The sequence below is a fragment of the Dialister invisus DSM 15470 genome (assembly GCF_000160055.1).
In the GTDB taxonomy this organism is placed as follows: Bacteria; Bacillota; Negativicutes; order Veillonellales; family Dialisteraceae; genus Dialister; species Dialister invisus.
The window spans coordinates 1,627,636-1,645,397 of sequence record NZ_GG698602.1; the positions used below are offsets into that span (position 1 = coordinate 1,627,636).

Here is a 17,762-nt window from a genome sequence, read left to right on the forward strand (position 1 = left end):
GACGCGGTGCGGATCATTTCTTTTCCGCCTGTTATTATTTGTATCCATTATAGCATAGACGGCGGGCAGTACGGGAAATAAAAAAGACCCCGCCGTGAAGCGGAGCCTTTGCTGGTTACGGAGTGCCGAATAGGAAGTACCTGACATAAAGATAAATGGTGGATGTGAGAAGAGTTACGAGCATCATGGGGAAACATTTCAACATGAAGTGGCCGAAAGTAATATTGTACCCTTCTTTTGCCGCAAGAGCGGCGACGATGACGTTCGGGGAAGCGCCAATGATGGTGCCGTTGCCGCCGTAGCACGCGCCGATAGAAAGCGCCCACCACATATAGTCCGCGTGGGCCAAACCTAAAAGATCCTGCATATTGTGGATTAGGGGGATCATGGTAGCCGTGAAAGGGATATTATCGATGAATGCGGAAGCGATGCCGGAAAGCCAGAGAATGGTGAAAGTAAGGGCTTCCGGGTCACCGCCGACCGCACTGATGCCTGCCTGGGCGAGGGCGTTGATAACGCCTGTCGTTTCAAGGCCGCCTACGACAATGAAGAGACCGATAAAGAAGAAGAGAGAATCCCAGTCCACATCACGGAATATTTCATGAGGATCCACACTGCAGGCAAGGATGGCAAGCACACCGCCTGTGAGGGCGATCGTTGCCGATTCGATACCGATAAGATTGTGGACGATGAAGCCGAAAATGGTCAAAGCCAGAATGGTGACGGATTTCTTGAGAATGGAATAGTCCGTAATGACGGAAGAAATACTGATCTTCCCCAGTTCTTCCGCGGTCATTTCTGTTTTCGGGAGCTCCTTGCCGTAAATGATTTCCAGATAAATAATGCATGCTGCTACGTTAAGCAGGGCGATGGGACCGGTATTCATGGCAAAATCATTAAATACGAGATGTGTCGCGGAACCGATCATGACATTTGGCGGATCGCCGACCATCGTGCCGGAACCGCCAATATTGGAAAGAAGGATTTCTGCGATCAAAGTGGGGATCGGGGTGACATGGATACGGCGGCAGAGGGAAATCGTCATGGGAGTGATGAGGAGTACAGCAGTGACGGCATCCATGAAAGAGGCGCAGAAGCCGGTAATCAAGCCGAGGATAATCAGGAGTTCTTTCGGGCGGCCTTTCGAAATCTTTACGGACCAAAGCGCCATCGCCTCAAAGAAGCCTGATTTCTTTACGACGCCGATTAAGATCATCATGCCTGCCAGGAGACCGATGGTGTTGAAATCGATGAAATGCCGGAGCGCCATCTCCTGTGTGACCAATCCGCTGTATACGACCAGCCCCGCACCGAGAAGAGCGCAGAGAGAACGGGGAATCCTTTCGGACATGATCCCCGCATAGGTCAATAGAAAAATAAAAATGGAAAAATAAAAACTGCTGTTAAACTCCATCATCCCATCTCCCCATTATAGACAACCAAAGAACGATGTATTTATTTTCAAATCCATAGATTACAATTTATGAATAAAACAATTATTATCTACAAGTATATACGATGAAAATGAAACGTTCAATAACTTTAAGGAATTTAATTTATATACCATGGCATAATTTTTTTTTATAGGGGAGATTATTTAAACGGCAATGGAAAGTATATTTCATGGAGGCAGAAAAAATTTTTATAAGTTTTCTGTTTCCATAATAAAAGAAATGAAATACATAGCCGGAAAGAAGGGGCAGGGGCAATTTATTGATTGCTATTGGATAGGTTTCAGTATAAAATAGCAGTGATGTACTTTTATTTTACAGGATAAAGGAGGCACAGCAATGTCCCGTGCACAAAGCCTTTTATTTGGTGTTGCCGTCGTTTTTACCGGCTGGAATATTTTGAACAATGGACTCAGCGTGCGGTCGGGAGCGATTGCGCTGCTGATCATAATCTGCCTGGTCATCAATATTTACAATAATAATCAGAAAAAGGCGCAGCAGGAAGAAGCCATGGCGAAAATCAGGGAAAAAGAAGAGATTCGCCGTATCCGTGCGGAAGCCCGGCGGAAGCAGGGGAAAAAACATAAAAAATAACGGGTAAGGCGGACAGGATGAGTTCCTTTTGAAAGTCCCTGCCGCTTTGGGAGATTTTGATGGAAATAGCGCTGATTTACCGGTGGGCCGTTTTTATCCTGCTGGTGTTAGGACTTATATTGCTCATGAAGCACGGGGTGCTTACGCCTTTCGTGTTTTGGTCGCGGATACAGTATTATACGTTTTCCACGTTCACGCTTTTCTTTATTTGGCTGGGCGCCACGCTTTTCAAAGCTGACATCCCGTTTCTTTACACGGCGGACTGCCGCTATATCGTGGCTGCCGGACTGGTGACATTGTCGGTCATGTATCACATCATCGTCCGCCCCGGTGCGATACGTACCCATAGGCTGAATGACATAAGCTATGAGCATTTTTCTTTCTATAACTATATATTTCACTATTTCATTCCCGTGCTGATGACGGCAGACTACTTATTCTTTGTGGATAAGACGGAACTTCACTGGCATATTATGATTTCCTGGATGATATATCCCGCGCTTTATGTGGTATTCGTTTACTGGCGGGCATGGATGACCATCGTGACACACGGGACGTCCCATTTATATCCTTATACATTTATGGATCCCCGTATGAATGATGTTTTTTCCATTACGAAGGGATGCCTGAAAGTGGGATTCCAGTTTTTCCTTATCGGCATCTGTGTTTATGCAGCGGGGAAAGGCCTTTATCTCCTGGATATACCGCCGGCTGCATGGACTTATAACGGATAAATATTTATTTAGCAAGGAGTTTTTTCTTTTATGGCACAGACAAAAAAACGAAGGCCGGTGAAAAGGATTTTTCAGCATCTTCCACACCGAGTAGGAAATATCTGATCGCGGCATACATAGGCGGTTTAGCACTTGCAGGGTATGCTGTCCGCCTGGCATGGGTCTACATGACGTACCATGTACTTCCTCTCCAGGGGATTATTCTTTTTATCATCGCGGCCTGTTTCCTTTTAAATGTAGTCACGGCGAAATGCACCTATACTTTGGGAGAGGAAGGCCTTACACTCCAAAAAAAGAGTCTATTCCAAAACAGAACGATCTATGTGGCATATAAAGATATCTTCGGTGTTCACCATTTTAAGAACCAGCTCATGAAACCGGCGACTTACCGTTATACCCGCCATATGTACAGCCAGCTGGATAACAGGGAAATATGGTCGCTTCTTTATGATATCGGTGAAGTGGAGAAAATCGGCCGCATTATGATGACCGGGTCTGCCGCTTTTTGGCATGAATTTTCGCTCCGCCTTCCTGATCGGGTGGCAATTCCGCAGGAAGAGGTAATTGCTTATGTATACCAGGGGATGAGAGAAAAACTGATCGCTTCAGGGAAAGTGCCTCCGGAGCTGTTGCAGAAGCTGAAAGAAGCGGAGGCGGCTGATGCAGAAGATGACATGACTTTTGAAGAAGGGATCGAACAGCTCCGTCAGGAAGGAACCGATATGGGCGGCAGCGATTACGAAGTGACATTGGAAGACATCAAAGAAAAAGAAGGCTTCAACGAAGAAGAGTATAATGCGGCAAAGCATGACCGCGCGGAAACGGAAGCGGCAGAGAAAAAGACTGAAGCTGAAACGAATACGAAAAAATAGTAAAAGACAGGATCTCCGCTTATGGATGAATATTCATGGGCGGAGATTTTATATTGTCTGTTTTTGAATTTTTCAGTTTTTATAGAAAAAGATCTCGTACTTACAAGCAGAGAAAATTCTAATGAACTTTTTAACAACTAAATAATTCCATTATGGAATACTTGATGGTTGATAAAAAGCAAGCTGCAGATTCTTACGGCTTATTGAAAATGGAAATCAATGAATGGATTTCTACTTGAGGAAAAGAGAGAAAATTATAAGTCGGAAAAGGAGAATGGCAGAGGAGGTAAAGCCTATATATAAGCGTTTTACAGATAGATATATAAAATACTATGTATTCAAGCAATATACATTGATTGCAATTTATGCATATCCGCGGGTTTTTATGATGAGGAGGATGATATCGTTGATTTCAGAATCATAAATTATATCTTGAAGATAAAAATAATAAACAAAGAAGTTTATATATATTAAGAAGGAAGATAAAATACATAGTATTCTGTTTGTATATTTACAGCACGGTAAGTACAATATGTAAGGGTGTTAATGCAAATAGTATGCAATTGCGTATATATTGCATGCGATGTATTTCTTGAAGGTCCGCTCCCGGGGCTGTTTTGGAAGGAGGTCGTGGAAGTAAGAGGGAGTTGTTATTTGTTCCCGTTTAGATAATTTCATAAAGCAGACTGCAATATTCTTTTTTTATTAAATGCAAATTGTCTTCCGGGGAAGTTCTGCGATCCGATTTGAATAGGCACCTGACTCAAATCAGACCGTGGAAGATTTATAAGGAAGGTGAAACTTATGGATCCAGCCATTATTACGCTGTGCGTCCTTGCTGTTGCGGCATTTCTGTTTATTACAGAATTGATCCCGCTGGCAGTCACAGCCATGGCAGCTTGTACTGCCTTAGGTATTTTGGGCGTCCTGCCGTCAAAGCAGGTTTATGCCGGTTTGTCCAATTCTACCGTAGTTCTCTTCGGCGGTATGTTCGTTATCGGCGCCGCTATGTTTAAAACAGGTCTTGCGGAAGCGATCGGCATCGCCGTAGTCAAGAAAGCGGGCACCAACCAGGTTCCGCTCATGGCGGCAATCATGCTCGTTACCATTGCCCTTTCTGCCGTATCTTCCAATACGGGAACGGTAGCCTGCCTCATGCCAGTTATTATCGGTATCTGCCAGGCGGCGAATATTTCTCCGTCGAAAGAGCTGATGCCTCTGGCAATCGCTGCCAACGTAGGCGGCACCATCACCATGATCGGTACCCCGCCAAACGTTATCGTTACAGGCGCTCTGACCGCAGCAGGCCTGCCGACTTTTGGATTCTTCGAATTTGCTTATATCGGCATTCCGCTGTCTATCATCATTGTGCTCTACACACTGTTCATCGGCCGTCATTTTGTGCCTGATAAGCAGGCCGGCGCAATGGATGAAGAAGCGGTAAAGGCTGCAGCCGAAGAAGCAGGTGCTTCCGGCGACAGTGCTCCGAAGAGCAAAACAAAGATGTGGATTTCCGGGATCATCCTTCTGGGCGTAGTAGCCTGCATGGCCCTCGGTCTGAAGACGCTGCCGCTGCACACCGCGGCGGTAACCGGTGCCATTCTCTGTGTAGTTACAGGCTGCCTGAAAGAAAAAGAAGCCTATGCGGGGATTGACTGGGTAACCATTTTCCTCTTCGCCGGCATGCTTTCCGTAGCAAGCGCTATGGAAAAGACAGGCGCAGGCAAGATGATCGCGGATACTGTTGTAAATATGATGGGGGAAAATCCGAACCCCTATGTATTGACAGCAGTACTGTTCCTTATCTCTAACGTACTGACCCAGTTCATGTCCAACACGGCGTCGGCAGCGCTCCTGGCACCGATTGGTATTTCCATTGCCCAGTCTATCGGCGCAGATCCGAAACCGGTTCTGATGGCACTTGGTATCGCGGCTTCCATGGCATTTGCCACACCGATGGCAACGCCTCCGAACACCCTCGTACTGGGACCGGGCGGATTCTCCTTCAATGACTATGTCAAGGTCGGCGTTCCGATGTGCCTGATTTCCCTGGTGGCTTCTGTAATCATTATTCCGATTTTCTGGCCATTCTAAGATTTGGCAATCATGGTTCGGCAGCTCGGGTGTTCTGTCCGTCCCCGTACTTTTGTTGGGGATAGCAGAACCGATTGTGTATTGCGGAACGGTTCTGTTCCGCGCTGTGTCTGAAGGACACTTATATTCAGAAAGGTGGATTTTATTCATGGATACTCCAGGCCCACTTTCCATTTGTCTTACTAACATGGTTATCGTATTTGGTGTTTTGATCTTTTTGGCTTTTGTCATCGAGCTGATTCATATCGTTGACCCGACAAAAAAGAAAAAATAAGCATAAGTTAAATATGATTAACCTATAGGAGGTACAATAATGGATGGTTTTATGAGAGCACTTGTTTCCGTATGGACAGATTCCGGATTTTCCAATCTGACATGGGAAAACTGTGTCATGATTTTAGTAGGACTTGTTTTACTTTATTTATCAATTGCGAAGGAATATGAACCTTTGCTGCTGCTCCCAATCGCGTTCGGCTGCATCATGGCCAACTTCCCGAATACCGGGTTCAATGATGAAATGGGCGTCATGATGGCCATTGGATTTGGGATCAAGTATGAAATTTTCCCGCCCCTTATTTTCATGGGGGTAGGTGCGATGACCGACTTCGGTCCGCTGTTGGCCAACCCAAAGACCATGCTTCTCGGCGCAGCTGCCCAGATCGGCGTATTCGTTGCGCTGGCAGGCGCTATGATGCTCGGCTTCAATGTGCAGCAGGCTTCTGCTATCGGCATCATCGGCGGTGCTGACGGTCCGACCGCGATTTATCTGGCGTCCAAGCTGGCACCTGATCTCTTAGGTGCTATTGCCGTGGCGGCATACAGCTATATGTCCCTGGTTCCGCTCATCCAGCCCCCGATTATGAAGCTGATGACGACCAAGGAACAGAGAAAGATCAAGATGGTCAACCTTCGTCCGGTAAGCCACTTTGAAAAGGTATTATTTCCGATCGTCGTAGCCATCGTCGTATCCCTGCTTCTGCCTCCGGTAGCGGCACTGATGGGCTGCCTGTGCATGGGGAACCTGTTCGAAGTATCCGGCGTAACGGCAAGACTGTCCGACACCGCGCAGAATGCGTTGATCAATATCGTCACTATCTTCCTGGCGACAGGCACAGGCTTGACGATGTCCGGTGACAAATTCCTCAGAATCCAGACGATTGAAATCATCTGCCTTGGTCTGATTGCCTTTGCGACAGGCACGGCAGGCGGCGTCCTCTTTGGACAGATCATGAGAATTGCATCAGGGAACAAGATCAACCCGCTCATCGGTTCGGCAGGCGTATCAGCTGTACCGATGGCAGCACGTGTATCCCAGGTGGTAGGATTGAAAGACAACCCGTCGAACTACTTGCTGATGCAGGCGATGGGTCCGAACGTAGCAGGGGTTATCGGCACTGCCGTAGCGGCAGGCACCATGCTGGCACAGTTCGGAGGCTGATTAGTAGCTGATTAGTCTGATTGAATCAAAATGAAAACGCTCCTTTGCGGGGCGTTTTTCTATTGAATCTTAATTAAATGCTGGGTATAAGAAAGGAGAGACATCCCCGATTTGTATTTTCACAAAGCAGGCAGGTAAAGCGGGCAAGAAATGTTTGCTTTCGTATAAAGATTTATTTTCTAACTAAACTTTTATAAAAGAAATAAATGGATAAGACAGACGATGTATATCTAATCTGTTAAATATGAAGATTGGAAGAAACGGATAGTAATGATATGCAGTCACATAATTTAAGTATTTGGACATGACTGGACGGAAAGAAAAAACAGTAAAATTATTTACATAGTGTACTATTGTAAATAATATGCATTTGCCGCAGCCGGGAATAGATAAAGTACTATGTATTATCAGATATATTCATTGTATGCTATGCAATAAAAATGCAGAAAGTGAAAATTAAATTTGTATGGTTTATCAGACGATAAATTCCCTTTGTAATAAACTAAAAATAAAATATATAAAGTAAAAATGTCTAAGATATAAATAATGCAAAATATTTCCATCTCCTAAATCGTTGAAAGTTAAGAGGATAAAAGATACAATACAGGCAAGGTGTTGATGCAAACAGTATGCAATGGCATATACATTGTATACTATGCATTTTGTGTAAGTCCTGTCCCGGGGCTGTTTTGAAAGGAGGCCTGTGGAGTAAAAGGGAGGCTGTTATTTATTTTTTCGTAAGGCAAATTCATAAAGTAAACAGCATTCATTTTTTTAACAATTAAATATGAATTGTCTTCCGGAAAATATTCATGATTTGATTTGAATATACACCTGTTTCAAATCAGATTATGGGAGGTTTATAAGGAAGGTGAAATTATGGATCCAGCCGTTATCACGCTGTGTGTTCTCGCTGTTGCGGCATTTCTGTTCGTTACCGAACTGATCCCGCTGGCAGTTACAGCTATGGCAGCTTGTACTGCATTAGGTATTTTGGGTGTCCTGCCGTCAAAGCAGGTTTATGCCGGTTTGTCCAACTCCACCGTAGTTCTCTTCGGCGGTATGTTTGTCATCGGCGCTGCCATGTTTAAAACAGGCCTTGCGGAAGCGATCGGTGTTGCCGTAGTTAAGAAAGCGGGCACCAACCAGGTTCCGCTCATGGCGGCAATCATGCTTGTTACCATCGTTCTTTCTTCTGTATCGTCCAATACGGGTACAGTAGCCTGCCTCATGCCGGTTATTATCGGTATCTGCCAGGCAGCTAAAATTTCTCCATCGAAAGAACTCATGCCTCTGGCAATCGCTGCCAACGTAGGCGGCACCATCACCATGATCGGTACCCCGCCAAACGTTATTGTCACAGGTGCTCTGTCCGCAGCAGGTCTGCCGACTTTCGGATTCTTCGAATTTGCTTATATCGGCATTCCGCTGTCTATTATCATTCTTGTATACACACTGTTTATCGGCCGTCATTTCATTCCTGATAAGCAGGCCGGTGAAATGGATGAAGAAGCGGTAAAGGCTGCAGCTGAAGAAGCAGGTGCTTCCGGCGACAGTGCTCCGAAGAGCAAAACAAAGATGTGGATTTCCGGCATCATCCTTCTGGGCGTAGTAGCCTGCATGGCTCTGGGGCTGAAGAATCTGCCGCTGCACACCGCGGCGGTAACCGGCGCTATCCTCTGCGTCATTACAGGCTGCCTGAAAGAAAAAGAAGCCTATGCGGGGATTGACTGGGTAACCATTTTCCTCTTCGCCGGCATGCTCTCCGTAGCTACTGCTATGGAAAAGACAGGCGCAGGGAAAATGATTGCTGACGCTGTTGTAAGTATGATGGGTGACAATCCGAACCCCTATGTGCTGACAGCGGTGCTGTTCCTCATTTCCAACGTACTGACCCAGTTCATGTCCAACACAGCATCGGCAGCGCTCCTGGCACCGATCGGTATTTCCATCGCCCAGTCTGTAGGCGCTGATCCGAAACCGGTTCTGATGGCGCTTGGTATCGCGGCTTCCATGGCATTTGCCACACCGATGGCAACGCCTCCGAACACCCTCGTACTGGGACCGGGCGGATTCTCCTTCAATGACTATGTCAAGGTCGGCGTTCCGATGTGCCTGATTTCCTTGGTAGCCTGCGTTATCATTATTCCGATTTTCTGGCCGTTCTAAAATTACGGTCACAAATCAATAGGTTTTACAGGGGAGTGTTCTCTTCGGGTGAACCGGGGAGGACACATCTTCCTATTTAGAAAGGTGGATTTTATTCATGGATACTCCAGGCCCACTTTCCATTTGTATCACTAACATGGTTATCGTATTTGGTGTTCTTATTTTTCTGGCTTTTGTCATCGAACTGATCCACGTGGTGGATCCGACCAAGAAAAAGAAATAAGAAGTAAGAGCTTAGTGAATACAAATACCGTATAGGAGGTACAATAATGGATGGTTTTATGAGAGCACTTGTTTCCGTATGGACAGATTCCGGCTTTGCCGCACTGACCTGGGAAAACTGTGTCATGATTTTAGTAGGACTTGTTTTACTTTATTTATCAATTGCGAAGGAATATGAACCTTTGCTGCTTCTCCCGATTGCGTTCGGCTGCATCATGGCCAACTTCCCGAATACCGGGTTTGAAGATGAAATGGGTGTCATGATGGCCATCGGATTTGGGATCAAGTATGAAATTTTCCCGCCCCTTATTTTCATGGGGGTAGGCGCGATGACCGACTTCGGTCCCCTTATCGCAAACCCGAAGACCATGCTTCTCGGCGCAGCTGCCCAGATCGGCGTATTCGTTGCGCTGGCAGGCGCTATGATGCTCGGCTTCAATGTGCAGGAAGCGGCATCCATCGGCATCATCGGCGGTGCTGACGGCCCGACCGCGATTTACCTGACATCCAAGCTGGCACCGCATCTCTTAGGCGCTATTGCCGTGGCGGCATACAGTTACATGTCCCTGGTTCCGCTCATCCAGCCCCCGATTATGAAGCTGATGACGACCAAGGAACAGAGAAAGATCAAGATGGTCAACCTTCGTCCGGTAAGCCACTTTGAAAAGGTGGTATTCCCGATTGTCGTAGCCATCGTCGTATCCCTGCTTCTGCCTCCGGTAGCGGCACTGATGGGCTGCCTGTGCATGGGGAACCTGTTCGAAGTATCCGGAGTAACGGCAAGACTTTCCGACACTGCGCAGAATGCGCTGATCAATATCGTCACCATCTTCCTGGCGACAGGCACAGGCTTGACGATGTCCGGCGACAAATTCCTCCGTCTGGAAACGATTGAAATCATCTGCCTCGGGTTGGTTGCCTTTGCGGCAGGCACAGCAGGCGGCGTGGTTTTTGGCCAGATCATGAGAATTGCATCGGGGAACAAGATTAACCCGCTCATCGGATCGGCAGGCGTATCGGCCGTACCGATGGCAGCGCGTGTATCCCAGGTGGTAGGATTGAAAGACAATCCGTCCAACTACTTGCTGATGCAGGCCATGGGCCCGAACGTAGCAGGCGTAATCGGCACTGCCGTAGCAGCAGGCACCATGCTGGCACAGTTCGGAGGCTGATCAGTATAACTGATTCGTCTGGTTGAATTAAAACGAAAACGCTCCTTTATGGGGCGTTTTTCTATTGCGGGGTATTTTCTTCCGATAAGAAACGGAAAGTATCTTCCGAAGCATGAAGTTTTATTTCTAATCAAAATTTTATAAAAGAAATATTTGCAGTAAAGAGGCAGAAGTATATTTAAAAAGATAAATATAAAAGGTGGCAAACTTAAATGGGAATGCTAAGCAATACTACTGGACATAATTTATGTTCCACTTACATTAAAATACATAGATGACTATATATTATGGGAGGGATAACCGTAGTACATATTGTGCATTTCCGGAAAAAATATAATTCCTGTTTAAAAGCGGAATGACAGATATTCCAAGATACTCTATGTAAAATATAAATAAAATATATAAATCAAATATATTGAGATGATAAACATTGCGAAACGATTCCAACTGTAGACTCATTGAAAATTTATATTTGACTGATTACAATAGTCACAGGTGCTTTTACATAGAATGCGATGTATTTGCGGCTATGTATGAATGCGAGTCCTGCCCCGGGACTGTCCAGAAAGGAGGTCATGAGAAGTAGGAGGGGATACAGTTCGTTTTCCGGCAGAAGGAATTCATGGAGAAAACCGCATTAATTTTATTTACAATCATTATGAATTCCGAGGTTTCCGGGAAATGCCCATACTCTGATTTGTGTCAGGCACCTGAATCCGATCAGGCTGTGGGATATTTTTAAGGAAGGTGAATTTTATGGATCCAGCCGTTGTCACACTGTGCGTCCTAGCAGTAGCGTGCTTCTTGTTCGTAACCGAACTGATTCCCTTAGCAGTCACAGCCATGGCAGCTTGTACTGCATTAGGTATTTTGGGCGTCCTGCCGTCAAAACAGGTTTATGCCGGTTTGTCCAACTCCACCGTGGTACTCTTTGGCGGTATGTTTGTTATCGGCGCTGCTATGTTCAGAACTGGTCTTGCTCAGGCGATTGGTCTTGGTGTAGTCAAAAAAGCGGGTACTAAAGAAGTGCCACTCATGGGCGCAGTTATGCTCGTTACCATCATTTTGTCTTCTGTATCTTCCAATACGGGTACAGTAGCCTGTCTTATGCCCGTAGTTATTGGTATCTGCCAGGCAGCCAAAATTTCTCAGTCTCGTCAGCTGATGCCTCTGGCGATTGCTGCCAACGTAGGCGGTACCATCACCATGATCGGTACCCCGCCAAACGTTATCGTCACAGGCGCTCTGTCTGCGGCAGGCCTGCCGACCTTCGGATTCTTTGAATTTGCTTATATCGGCATTCCGCTGTCTATTATTGTCTTCTTCTTTACCCTGTTTATCGGCCGTCACCTGCTTCCTGCAAATGCTGCCGGAGAAATGGATGAAGAAGCTATCAGGGCTGCTGCTGAAGAAGCGGGCGCTTCTGGCGAAGACAGCGAACCGAAGAGCACCACAAAGATGTGGATTTCAGGACTGATCATGATTGGTGTAGTTATTTGCATGGCTCTGGATTTGAAGACTTTGCCACTGCAGACCGCGGCGGTAACCGGGGCTATCCTCTGCGTTATCACAGGCTGCCTGAAAGAAAAAGAAGCCTATGCGGGCATTGACTGGGTAACGATCTTTCTGTTTGCTGGTATGCTCTCCGTAGCCACTGCTATGGAAAAAACTGGAGCAGGAAAATTGATTGCCGATACGGTTGTTGGTTCAATGGGTGAACATCCGAATGCGGTCGTTTTGTGCGCAGTGTTGTACCTAATTTCCAATGTGTTGACCCAGTTCATGTCCAACACAGCTGCGGCAGCTCTTTTGGCACCGATCGGTATTTCCATTGCCCAGTCCATCGGTGCTGACCCAAAACCGGTTCTGATGGCTATCGGTATCGCAGCGTCTATGGCATTTGCCACACCGATGGCAACGCCTCCGAATACTCTTGTACTGGGACCGGGCGGTTTTACGTTTAATGACTATGTGAAGGTCGGTCTTCCGCTCTGCATTGTTACTTTCATTGCGTCGGTTATCATTATTCCAATCTTCTGGCCGTTTTTCCCAGAATAATCTTATTGTCCGTCTACATACTGAAAGTAGAAATTTGATTAATTTTATCTATTTGTATTCGTATAAACGGATATGAGAAGAGAAAGGTGGATTTTATTCATGGATACTCCAGGCCCACTTTCCATTTGTATCACTAACATGGTTATCGTATTTGCCGTTCTTATTTTTCTGGCTTTCGTTATTGAATTGATCCATGTCGTTGACCCGACAAAAAAGAAAAAATAAGAATAAATTAAATATGATTAACCTAATAGGAGGTATAAAATGGATGGTTTTATGAGAGCACTTGTTTCCGTATGGACAGATTCCGGCTTTGCCGCGCTGACCTGGGAAAACTGTGTCATGATTTTAGTAGGACTTGTTTTACTTTATTTATCAATTGCGAAGGAATATGAACCTTTGCTGCTGCTTCCAATCGCGTTCGGCTGCATCATGGCCAACTTCCCGAATACCGGGTTCAATGATGAAATGGGCGTCATGATGGCCATTGGATTTGGGATCAAGTATGAAATTTTCCCGCCCCTTATTTTCATGGGGGTAGGTGCGATGACCGACTTTGGTCCCCTTATCGCAAACCCAAAGACCATGCTTCTCGGCGCAGCTGCCCAGATCGGCGTATTCGTTGCACTGGCAGGCGCTATGCTCCTCGGCTTCAATGTGCAGGAAGCAGCATCCATCGGCATCATCGGCGGTGCTGACGGCCCGACCGCGATTTATCTGACATCCAAACTGGCACCGCATCTTTTAGGCGCTATTGCCGTGGCGGCATACAGCTACATGTCCCTGGTTCCGCTCATCCAGCCGCCAATCATGAAAATGTGCACGACCAAGGAACAGAGAAAGATCAAGATGGTCAACCTTCGTCCGGTAAGCCACTTTGAAAAGGTGGTATTCCCGATTGTCGTAGCCATCGTCGTATCCCTGCTTCTGCCTCCGGTAGCGGCGCTGATGGGATGTCTGTGTCTCGGTAATCTTTTCGAAGTGTCCGGTGTAACGGCAAGATTGTCCGATACCGCGCAGAATGCGCTGATCAATATCGTCACCATCTTCCTGGCGACAGGCACAGGCTTGACAATGTCCGGCGACAAATTCCTCCGTCTGGAAACGATTGAAATCATCGTGCTCGGTCTGATTGCCTTTGCGGCAGGCACGGCAGGCGGCGTACTTTTTGGCCAGATCATGAGAATTGCATCGGGCAACAAGATCAACCCGCTCATCGGATCGGCAGGCGTATCGGCTGTACCGATGGCAGCGCGTGTATCCCAGATAGTCGGTCTGAAAGACAACCCGTCCAACTACCTGCTGATGCAGGCCATGGGGCCGAACGTAGCAGGGGTTATCGGCACTGCCGTAGCAGCAGGCACCATGCTGGCACAGTTCGGAGGCTGATTAGTATAGCTGATGAGTCTGATTGAATTAAAACGAAAACGCTCCTTTACGGGGGCGTTTTTTGCTGTGTAAATTGTGTAAATTTTGAAAAGGAATTGGGGGAATGGGACGGTTGGAGTGACGGGGCGCCGATCCTTTCGTCCTCAAAGCTTTAGCGTGATAGCTCCTTTGCTGACGCTTTGGATGATTGGCGGAAGCCGGAAATCAGCTAATAAAAAAACAGAAAAGATTCACTTTTCCGTAAAATGTCATTTAGGGTGGAGGTAAGAATGCTGTGTGGGAAAGACGGGAAACGGGACAGTGGCACGAAGCGAAGAATCTATGCCTCTGATGATATTTTACTGGCTTTCCTCACCACGGTAACAGATCCTTCACATTCGTTCAGGATGACGCCTTACCAATTTTCCTCACCACAGGTATAGATCCTTAGCATTCGCTTTGGATGACGCCTTTCGTTCTCCGTCATCATGACGTTTTCCGTTCCCCATCGTTAGTGACGTGCTTTCCCAAAATCGTCATTCAGAACGGAGGTAAGAATGCTGTGTGGGAAAGATGGGAAACGGGACAGTGGCACGAAGTGAAGAATCTATGCCTCTGGTGACAAGCTTACGGCTTCCCTCACCACGGTAACAGATCCTTCGCTGCCACTCTTAGCTTCTAGCTGCTAGCTGCTAATTGCTAGCTGCTAATAGCGATTGACTATCTGAATTCGATAAATCGACTGCCTATACGGAACAGTTATTCCTGCTTTGCTTTTGCAAGGATGACAGGCAAGGCGAGGGTCATAAATACAGATCTGTCTTCTGCATAGCCCTGATGACACTAAGCGGTATACCCGTCGGGAACGATATTCAAGGCGGTCGGTGATTAACCGATATTTTGCCGGGGATTCCGTTTTTGATTATTAAATCGATTTTTATTCATATAAAAATATCATATAAGTGTCATGAAGGCGTATAGATAAAATATTGCAATTTGAAGAAAGATAAAATATCATATAGATAAAAGTAAATATGATATAGATTCTCATATTTACTTTTATCTATTAATGAAAGGATGTGCTTTATGCAGGAAGGAATCAATAATTTATTTGCAGGGGCTGTTTTTCTGGCCGGTGTGCTGTCCTTCTTTTCGCCCTGTGTATTTCCCCTTCTGCCGGTTTACTTGGGAAAGCTGGCGGAGGATCCCGGGACGAGGTCGTTTTCTTTTTTCGGACTGAAGGTATATGTATCTCCGCTGGTAAAAACTGTTTTCTTTATCACGGGACTGTCGACGGTATTTTTCAGTCTCGGGTTTGGGACCGGTTTTTTCAGCCACATTTTTTATTATCCCTATACGCCGTATGTCATGGGTGGTATTGTCATACTTCTCGGGCTGCATCAGATGGAGCTGATTAATATTAATTTTCTCCAGCGGCAGAAGAAGATCGAGCTGGACGGGAAGCGTCAAGGCGGTATTCTCGGCGCGTTTCTTCTGGGGCTGACTTTCAGCTTCGGCTGGACGCCCTGTGTGGGACCTGTGCTGGGGGCGGTGCTTGCTGTGGTGGCTTCTGAAAATGGAAGCGCTCTGTATGGCGGTCTTTTGATGGCGGTGTACGCTGCGGGGATGGCGGTCCCTTTCCTGATTCTGGCAGTGGCATCTTCCTGGCTTTTGAAGTACAGCAGTCACGTGAAGCGCCATATGGTCTTGCTGAAAAAGATTGGCGGCGTGTTGATCATTCTTATGGGGATCCTGCTTATGCTTGGCAAGCTGGATATGCTGGCGGCAGTTATTTCTTGAAATATTTCACAGATTTGTAAACAGGAGGTTTATCATGATGAAAATTTCTTATAAAAAGTTTGGAGCGTTTGCGGCAACAGCCGTTTTGGCAGGGATTCTGGCGGGATGCGGATCCGGTATGAATGCGGATGCAAATGACATGGCCCGCCCCGCGGCGATGCAGCAGGAAAAGGCAGCCGGCCGCACACAGAATTTTATGGATGCAAAGGATGCGGATTTCATGCTGACCGATGTAAATGGAAAGGAACACAGACTTTCCGATTACAGGGGGAAAAAGGTGTATATCAAGTTCTGGGCTTCCTGGTGTTCTGTATGTATGGCTACGCTGGCTGATACGGATATGCTGGCGGGAAGTGACGATAAGGATTTTGTCGTTCTTTCCGTTGTGGCGCCCGGATTTGGCGGTGAAATGAAAAAAGAGGATTTCGTAAAATGGTATAAAGGTCTCGGCTATAATAATCTCCCCGTGCTTCTTGACGAAGGCGGCGCGGTGACGAAGAAATACGGTATTCGTTTCTATCCGTCGGCGGTTCTGATTGATACAGAAGGAAATGTGAAGATGCTCCGTCCGGGGCATATGAGCAAAGAATCGCTTGCTATGGAGATGAAGGGGATTTCGTAAAGGAGGATTATGATGAGAACGGCAGGAATTTTAGGAAGTCTTGCGATCATTGCGGCAGCCGGTTTCGGCTGGTATTCGATGGCAATGACTCCATCTTCAGGCAGCGGGGAAAAAGCGCCTGTGGGGGTAAGCCTTGAAGAAAGTATGAAGAAAGAAATGGCGGTGAAAACAGTGAATAAGGAAAATTTACGGGATATGTACCTGGCGGGAGGCTGTTTCTGGGGACTGGAGGAATATTTTTCCCGTGTGGACGGCGTAGTGGACGTGGTTTCCGGTTATGCCAACGGGAAAACGGACAAGACGGATTACGAACATATAGGGCAGACAGATCACGCGGAAACGGTTCATATTTCTTATGATGCTTCCAAAGTTTCCTACAGGGATCTGCTGCTTTACTACCTCCGGGTGGTGGATCCTACAAGTGTGAACCGTCAGGGAAATGACCGCGGGCGCCAGTATCGGACGGGCATTTATTACACCACTGATGAAGAAGGGGCGGTGGCTCGGGAAGTACTTGATGAAAAGCAGAAATCCCTTTCCGGTAAAATCGCTATCGAGGTGGAACCGCTCCGTCATTTTGTGCCGGCGGAAGAGTACCATCAGGATTATTTAAAGAAGAACCCCGGCGGTTACTGCCATATCGATGTAAGCAGGGCGGCGGATCCCGTGATTGACGGCTCCCTGTATCCGAAGCCTGACGAGGAAACCCTCCGCAGCCTTTTAACGGCAGATCAATATGCTGTCACGCAGGAAGGCATGACGGAAAGAGCTTTTTCCAATGAATATTTCGATAAATTTGACCGCGGCATTTATGTAGATGTGGCGACGGGAGAGCCGCTCTTTTCCTCCCGTGACAAGTTCGAGTCGGGCTGCGGCTGGCCGAGTTTCACGAAACCGATTTCTGCCGATGTGGTGAATTACAAAGAAGACCTGAGCTATAATATGCGGCGTACAGAAGTGCGGAGCCGTATGGGAGAATCCCATTTGGGGCATGTGTTTGATGACGGTCCCCGGGACAGAGGCGGTCTCCGGTACTGCATCAACAGCTTGGCGATCCGGTTCATTCCCGAAGCGGATATGGAAAAAGAAGGCTACGGTTATTTGTCCGGCGTTTTATAATTTTAAGAAATATTTTTGACTAAACCGTGCCTTGCGGTATAATATATAA

Annotated in this window: 16 protein-coding genes; 15 read left to right on the forward strand and 1 reads right to left on the reverse strand. The window is 46.7% G+C overall.

Features of this window, described 5'->3' with window-relative positions; translation table 11 throughout:
- Positions 1–115: 115 nt before the first annotated feature.
- Positions 116–1,417, reverse strand: coding sequence for an ArsB/NhaD family transporter (locus tag GCWU000321_RS07985; RefSeq protein WP_007070698.1), 1,302 nt, complete (start codon positions 1,415–1,417; stop codon positions 116–118).
- A 373-nt stretch (positions 1,418–1,790) separates the two neighbouring features.
- Here GCWU000321_RS07985 and GCWU000321_RS07990 point away from each other — a divergent pair, with 373 nt between their 5' ends.
- The 15 genes from GCWU000321_RS07990 (at position 1,791) to msrB (ending at position 17,713) form a co-directional block, all read left to right on the forward strand.
- On the forward strand, positions 1,791–2,045 hold the full coding sequence (locus GCWU000321_RS07990) for a hypothetical protein (RefSeq protein ID WP_007070700.1): 255 nt from the start codon (positions 1,791–1,793) through the stop codon (positions 2,043–2,045).
- 59 nt (positions 2,046–2,104) lie between these two features.
- A complete protein-coding gene (locus GCWU000321_RS07995) occupies positions 2,105–2,779 on the forward strand; it encodes a Pr6Pr family membrane protein (protein ID WP_007070701.1) in 675 nt (224 codons plus the stop codon).
- 167 nt (positions 2,780–2,946) lie between these two features.
- A complete protein-coding gene (locus tag GCWU000321_RS08000) occupies positions 2,947–3,651 on the forward strand; it encodes a hypothetical protein (RefSeq protein WP_007070702.1) in 705 nt (234 codons plus the stop codon).
- Between the two features lie 804 nt (positions 3,652–4,455).
- Complete coding sequence (locus GCWU000321_RS08010) at positions 4,456–5,745, forward strand: SLC13 family permease (protein ID WP_007070705.1); 1,290 nt, start codon at positions 4,456–4,458, stop codon at positions 5,743–5,745.
- A gap of 148 nt (positions 5,746–5,893) precedes the next feature.
- Entirely contained in the window at positions 5,894–6,019 is a 126-nt protein-coding gene (locus tag GCWU000321_RS09895) for an OadG family protein (RefSeq protein ID WP_040381564.1), read from the forward strand.
- Positions 6,020–6,058: 39 nt separating this feature from the next.
- Positions 6,059–7,183, forward strand: a complete 1,125-nt coding sequence (locus GCWU000321_RS08020) for a sodium ion-translocating decarboxylase subunit beta (RefSeq protein ID WP_007070707.1) — start codon at positions 6,059–6,061, stop codon at positions 7,181–7,183.
- Positions 7,184–8,062: 879 nt separating this feature from the next.
- The gene (locus GCWU000321_RS08025; RefSeq protein ID WP_040381566.1) at positions 8,063–9,352 is read left to right on the forward strand and encodes an SLC13 family permease; all 1,290 of its coding nucleotides are present in this window, start codon (positions 8,063–8,065) and stop codon (positions 9,350–9,352) included.
- A gap of 97 nt (positions 9,353–9,449) precedes the next feature.
- Positions 9,450–9,575: an OadG family protein gene (locus GCWU000321_RS08030; RefSeq protein WP_007070710.1), complete on the forward strand. Its 126-nt coding sequence runs from the start codon at positions 9,450–9,452 to the stop codon at positions 9,573–9,575.
- Positions 9,576–9,621: 46 nt separating this feature from the next.
- Complete coding sequence (locus tag GCWU000321_RS08035; protein ID WP_007070711.1) at positions 9,622–10,746, forward strand: sodium ion-translocating decarboxylase subunit beta; 1,125 nt, start codon at positions 9,622–9,624, stop codon at positions 10,744–10,746.
- 756 nt (positions 10,747–11,502) lie between these two features.
- The gene (locus GCWU000321_RS08040) at positions 11,503–12,804 is read left to right on the forward strand and encodes an SLC13 family permease (protein ID WP_007070714.1); all 1,302 of its coding nucleotides are present in this window, start codon (positions 11,503–11,505) and stop codon (positions 12,802–12,804) included.
- Positions 12,805–12,903: 99 nt separating this feature from the next.
- Entirely contained in the window at positions 12,904–13,029 is a 126-nt protein-coding gene (locus tag GCWU000321_RS08045; protein ID WP_040381569.1) for an OadG family protein, read from the forward strand.
- 39 nt (positions 13,030–13,068) lie between these two features.
- Positions 13,069–14,193: a sodium ion-translocating decarboxylase subunit beta gene (locus GCWU000321_RS08050; protein ID WP_007070716.1), complete on the forward strand. Its 1,125-nt coding sequence runs from the start codon at positions 13,069–13,071 to the stop codon at positions 14,191–14,193.
- Positions 14,194–15,258: 1,065 nt separating this feature from the next.
- Positions 15,259–15,972 carry a thiol-disulfide oxidoreductase-associated membrane protein CcdA2 gene (gene ccdA2 / locus GCWU000321_RS08055; protein ID WP_007070719.1) on the forward strand — a complete coding sequence of 238 codons (714 nt, stop codon included), beginning with the start codon at positions 15,259–15,261 and terminating at the stop codon, positions 15,970–15,972.
- 34 nt (positions 15,973–16,006) lie between these two features.
- The gene (locus GCWU000321_RS08060) at positions 16,007–16,594 is read left to right on the forward strand and encodes a redoxin family protein (protein WP_007070720.1); all 588 of its coding nucleotides are present in this window, start codon (positions 16,007–16,009) and stop codon (positions 16,592–16,594) included.
- 9 nt (positions 16,595–16,603) lie between these two features.
- Entirely contained in the window at positions 16,604–17,713 is a 1,110-nt protein-coding gene (gene msrB / locus GCWU000321_RS08065) for a peptide-methionine (R)-S-oxide reductase MsrB (RefSeq protein ID WP_007070721.1), read from the forward strand.
- Positions 17,714–17,762: the final 49 nt, after the last annotated feature.

What these genes read in the sequence shown, in the direction of transcription:
- GCWU000321_RS07985 (WP_007070698.1), bottom strand. Translation starts at nt 1,417, where the DNA reads ATGATGGAGTTTAACAGCAGTTTTTATTTTTCCATTTTTATTTTTCTA.
- GCWU000321_RS08010 (WP_007070705.1), top strand. Translation starts at nt 4,456, where the DNA reads ATGGATCCAGCCATTATTACGCTGTGCGTCCTTGCTGTTGCGGCATTT.
- GCWU000321_RS07990 (WP_007070700.1), top strand. Translation starts at nt 1,791, where the DNA reads ATGTCCCGTGCACAAAGCCTTTTATTTGGTGTTGCCGTCGTTTTTACC.
- GCWU000321_RS08020 (WP_007070707.1), top strand. Translation starts at nt 6,059, where the DNA reads ATGGATGGTTTTATGAGAGCACTTGTTTCCGTATGGACAGATTCCGGA.
- msrB (WP_007070721.1), top strand. Translation starts at nt 16,604, where the DNA reads ATGATGAGAACGGCAGGAATTTTAGGAAGTCTTGCGATCATTGCGGCA.
- GCWU000321_RS07995 (WP_007070701.1), top strand. Translation starts at nt 2,105, where the DNA reads ATGGAAATAGCGCTGATTTACCGGTGGGCCGTTTTTATCCTGCTGGTG.
- GCWU000321_RS08000 (WP_007070702.1), top strand. Translation starts at nt 2,947, where the DNA reads ATGACGTACCATGTACTTCCTCTCCAGGGGATTATTCTTTTTATCATC.
- GCWU000321_RS08035 (WP_007070711.1), top strand. Translation starts at nt 9,622, where the DNA reads ATGGATGGTTTTATGAGAGCACTTGTTTCCGTATGGACAGATTCCGGC.
- GCWU000321_RS08050 (WP_007070716.1), top strand. Translation starts at nt 13,069, where the DNA reads ATGGATGGTTTTATGAGAGCACTTGTTTCCGTATGGACAGATTCCGGC.
- GCWU000321_RS08025 (WP_040381566.1), top strand. Translation starts at nt 8,063, where the DNA reads ATGGATCCAGCCGTTATCACGCTGTGTGTTCTCGCTGTTGCGGCATTT.
- GCWU000321_RS09895 (WP_040381564.1), top strand. Translation starts at nt 5,894, where the DNA reads ATGGATACTCCAGGCCCACTTTCCATTTGTCTTACTAACATGGTTATC.
- GCWU000321_RS08030 (WP_007070710.1), top strand. Translation starts at nt 9,450, where the DNA reads ATGGATACTCCAGGCCCACTTTCCATTTGTATCACTAACATGGTTATC.
- GCWU000321_RS08045 (WP_040381569.1), top strand. Translation starts at nt 12,904, where the DNA reads ATGGATACTCCAGGCCCACTTTCCATTTGTATCACTAACATGGTTATC.
- ccdA2 (WP_007070719.1), top strand. Translation starts at nt 15,259, where the DNA reads ATGCAGGAAGGAATCAATAATTTATTTGCAGGGGCTGTTTTTCTGGCC.
- GCWU000321_RS08060 (WP_007070720.1), top strand. Translation starts at nt 16,007, where the DNA reads ATGATGAAAATTTCTTATAAAAAGTTTGGAGCGTTTGCGGCAACAGCC.
- GCWU000321_RS08040 (WP_007070714.1), top strand. Translation starts at nt 11,503, where the DNA reads ATGGATCCAGCCGTTGTCACACTGTGCGTCCTAGCAGTAGCGTGCTTC.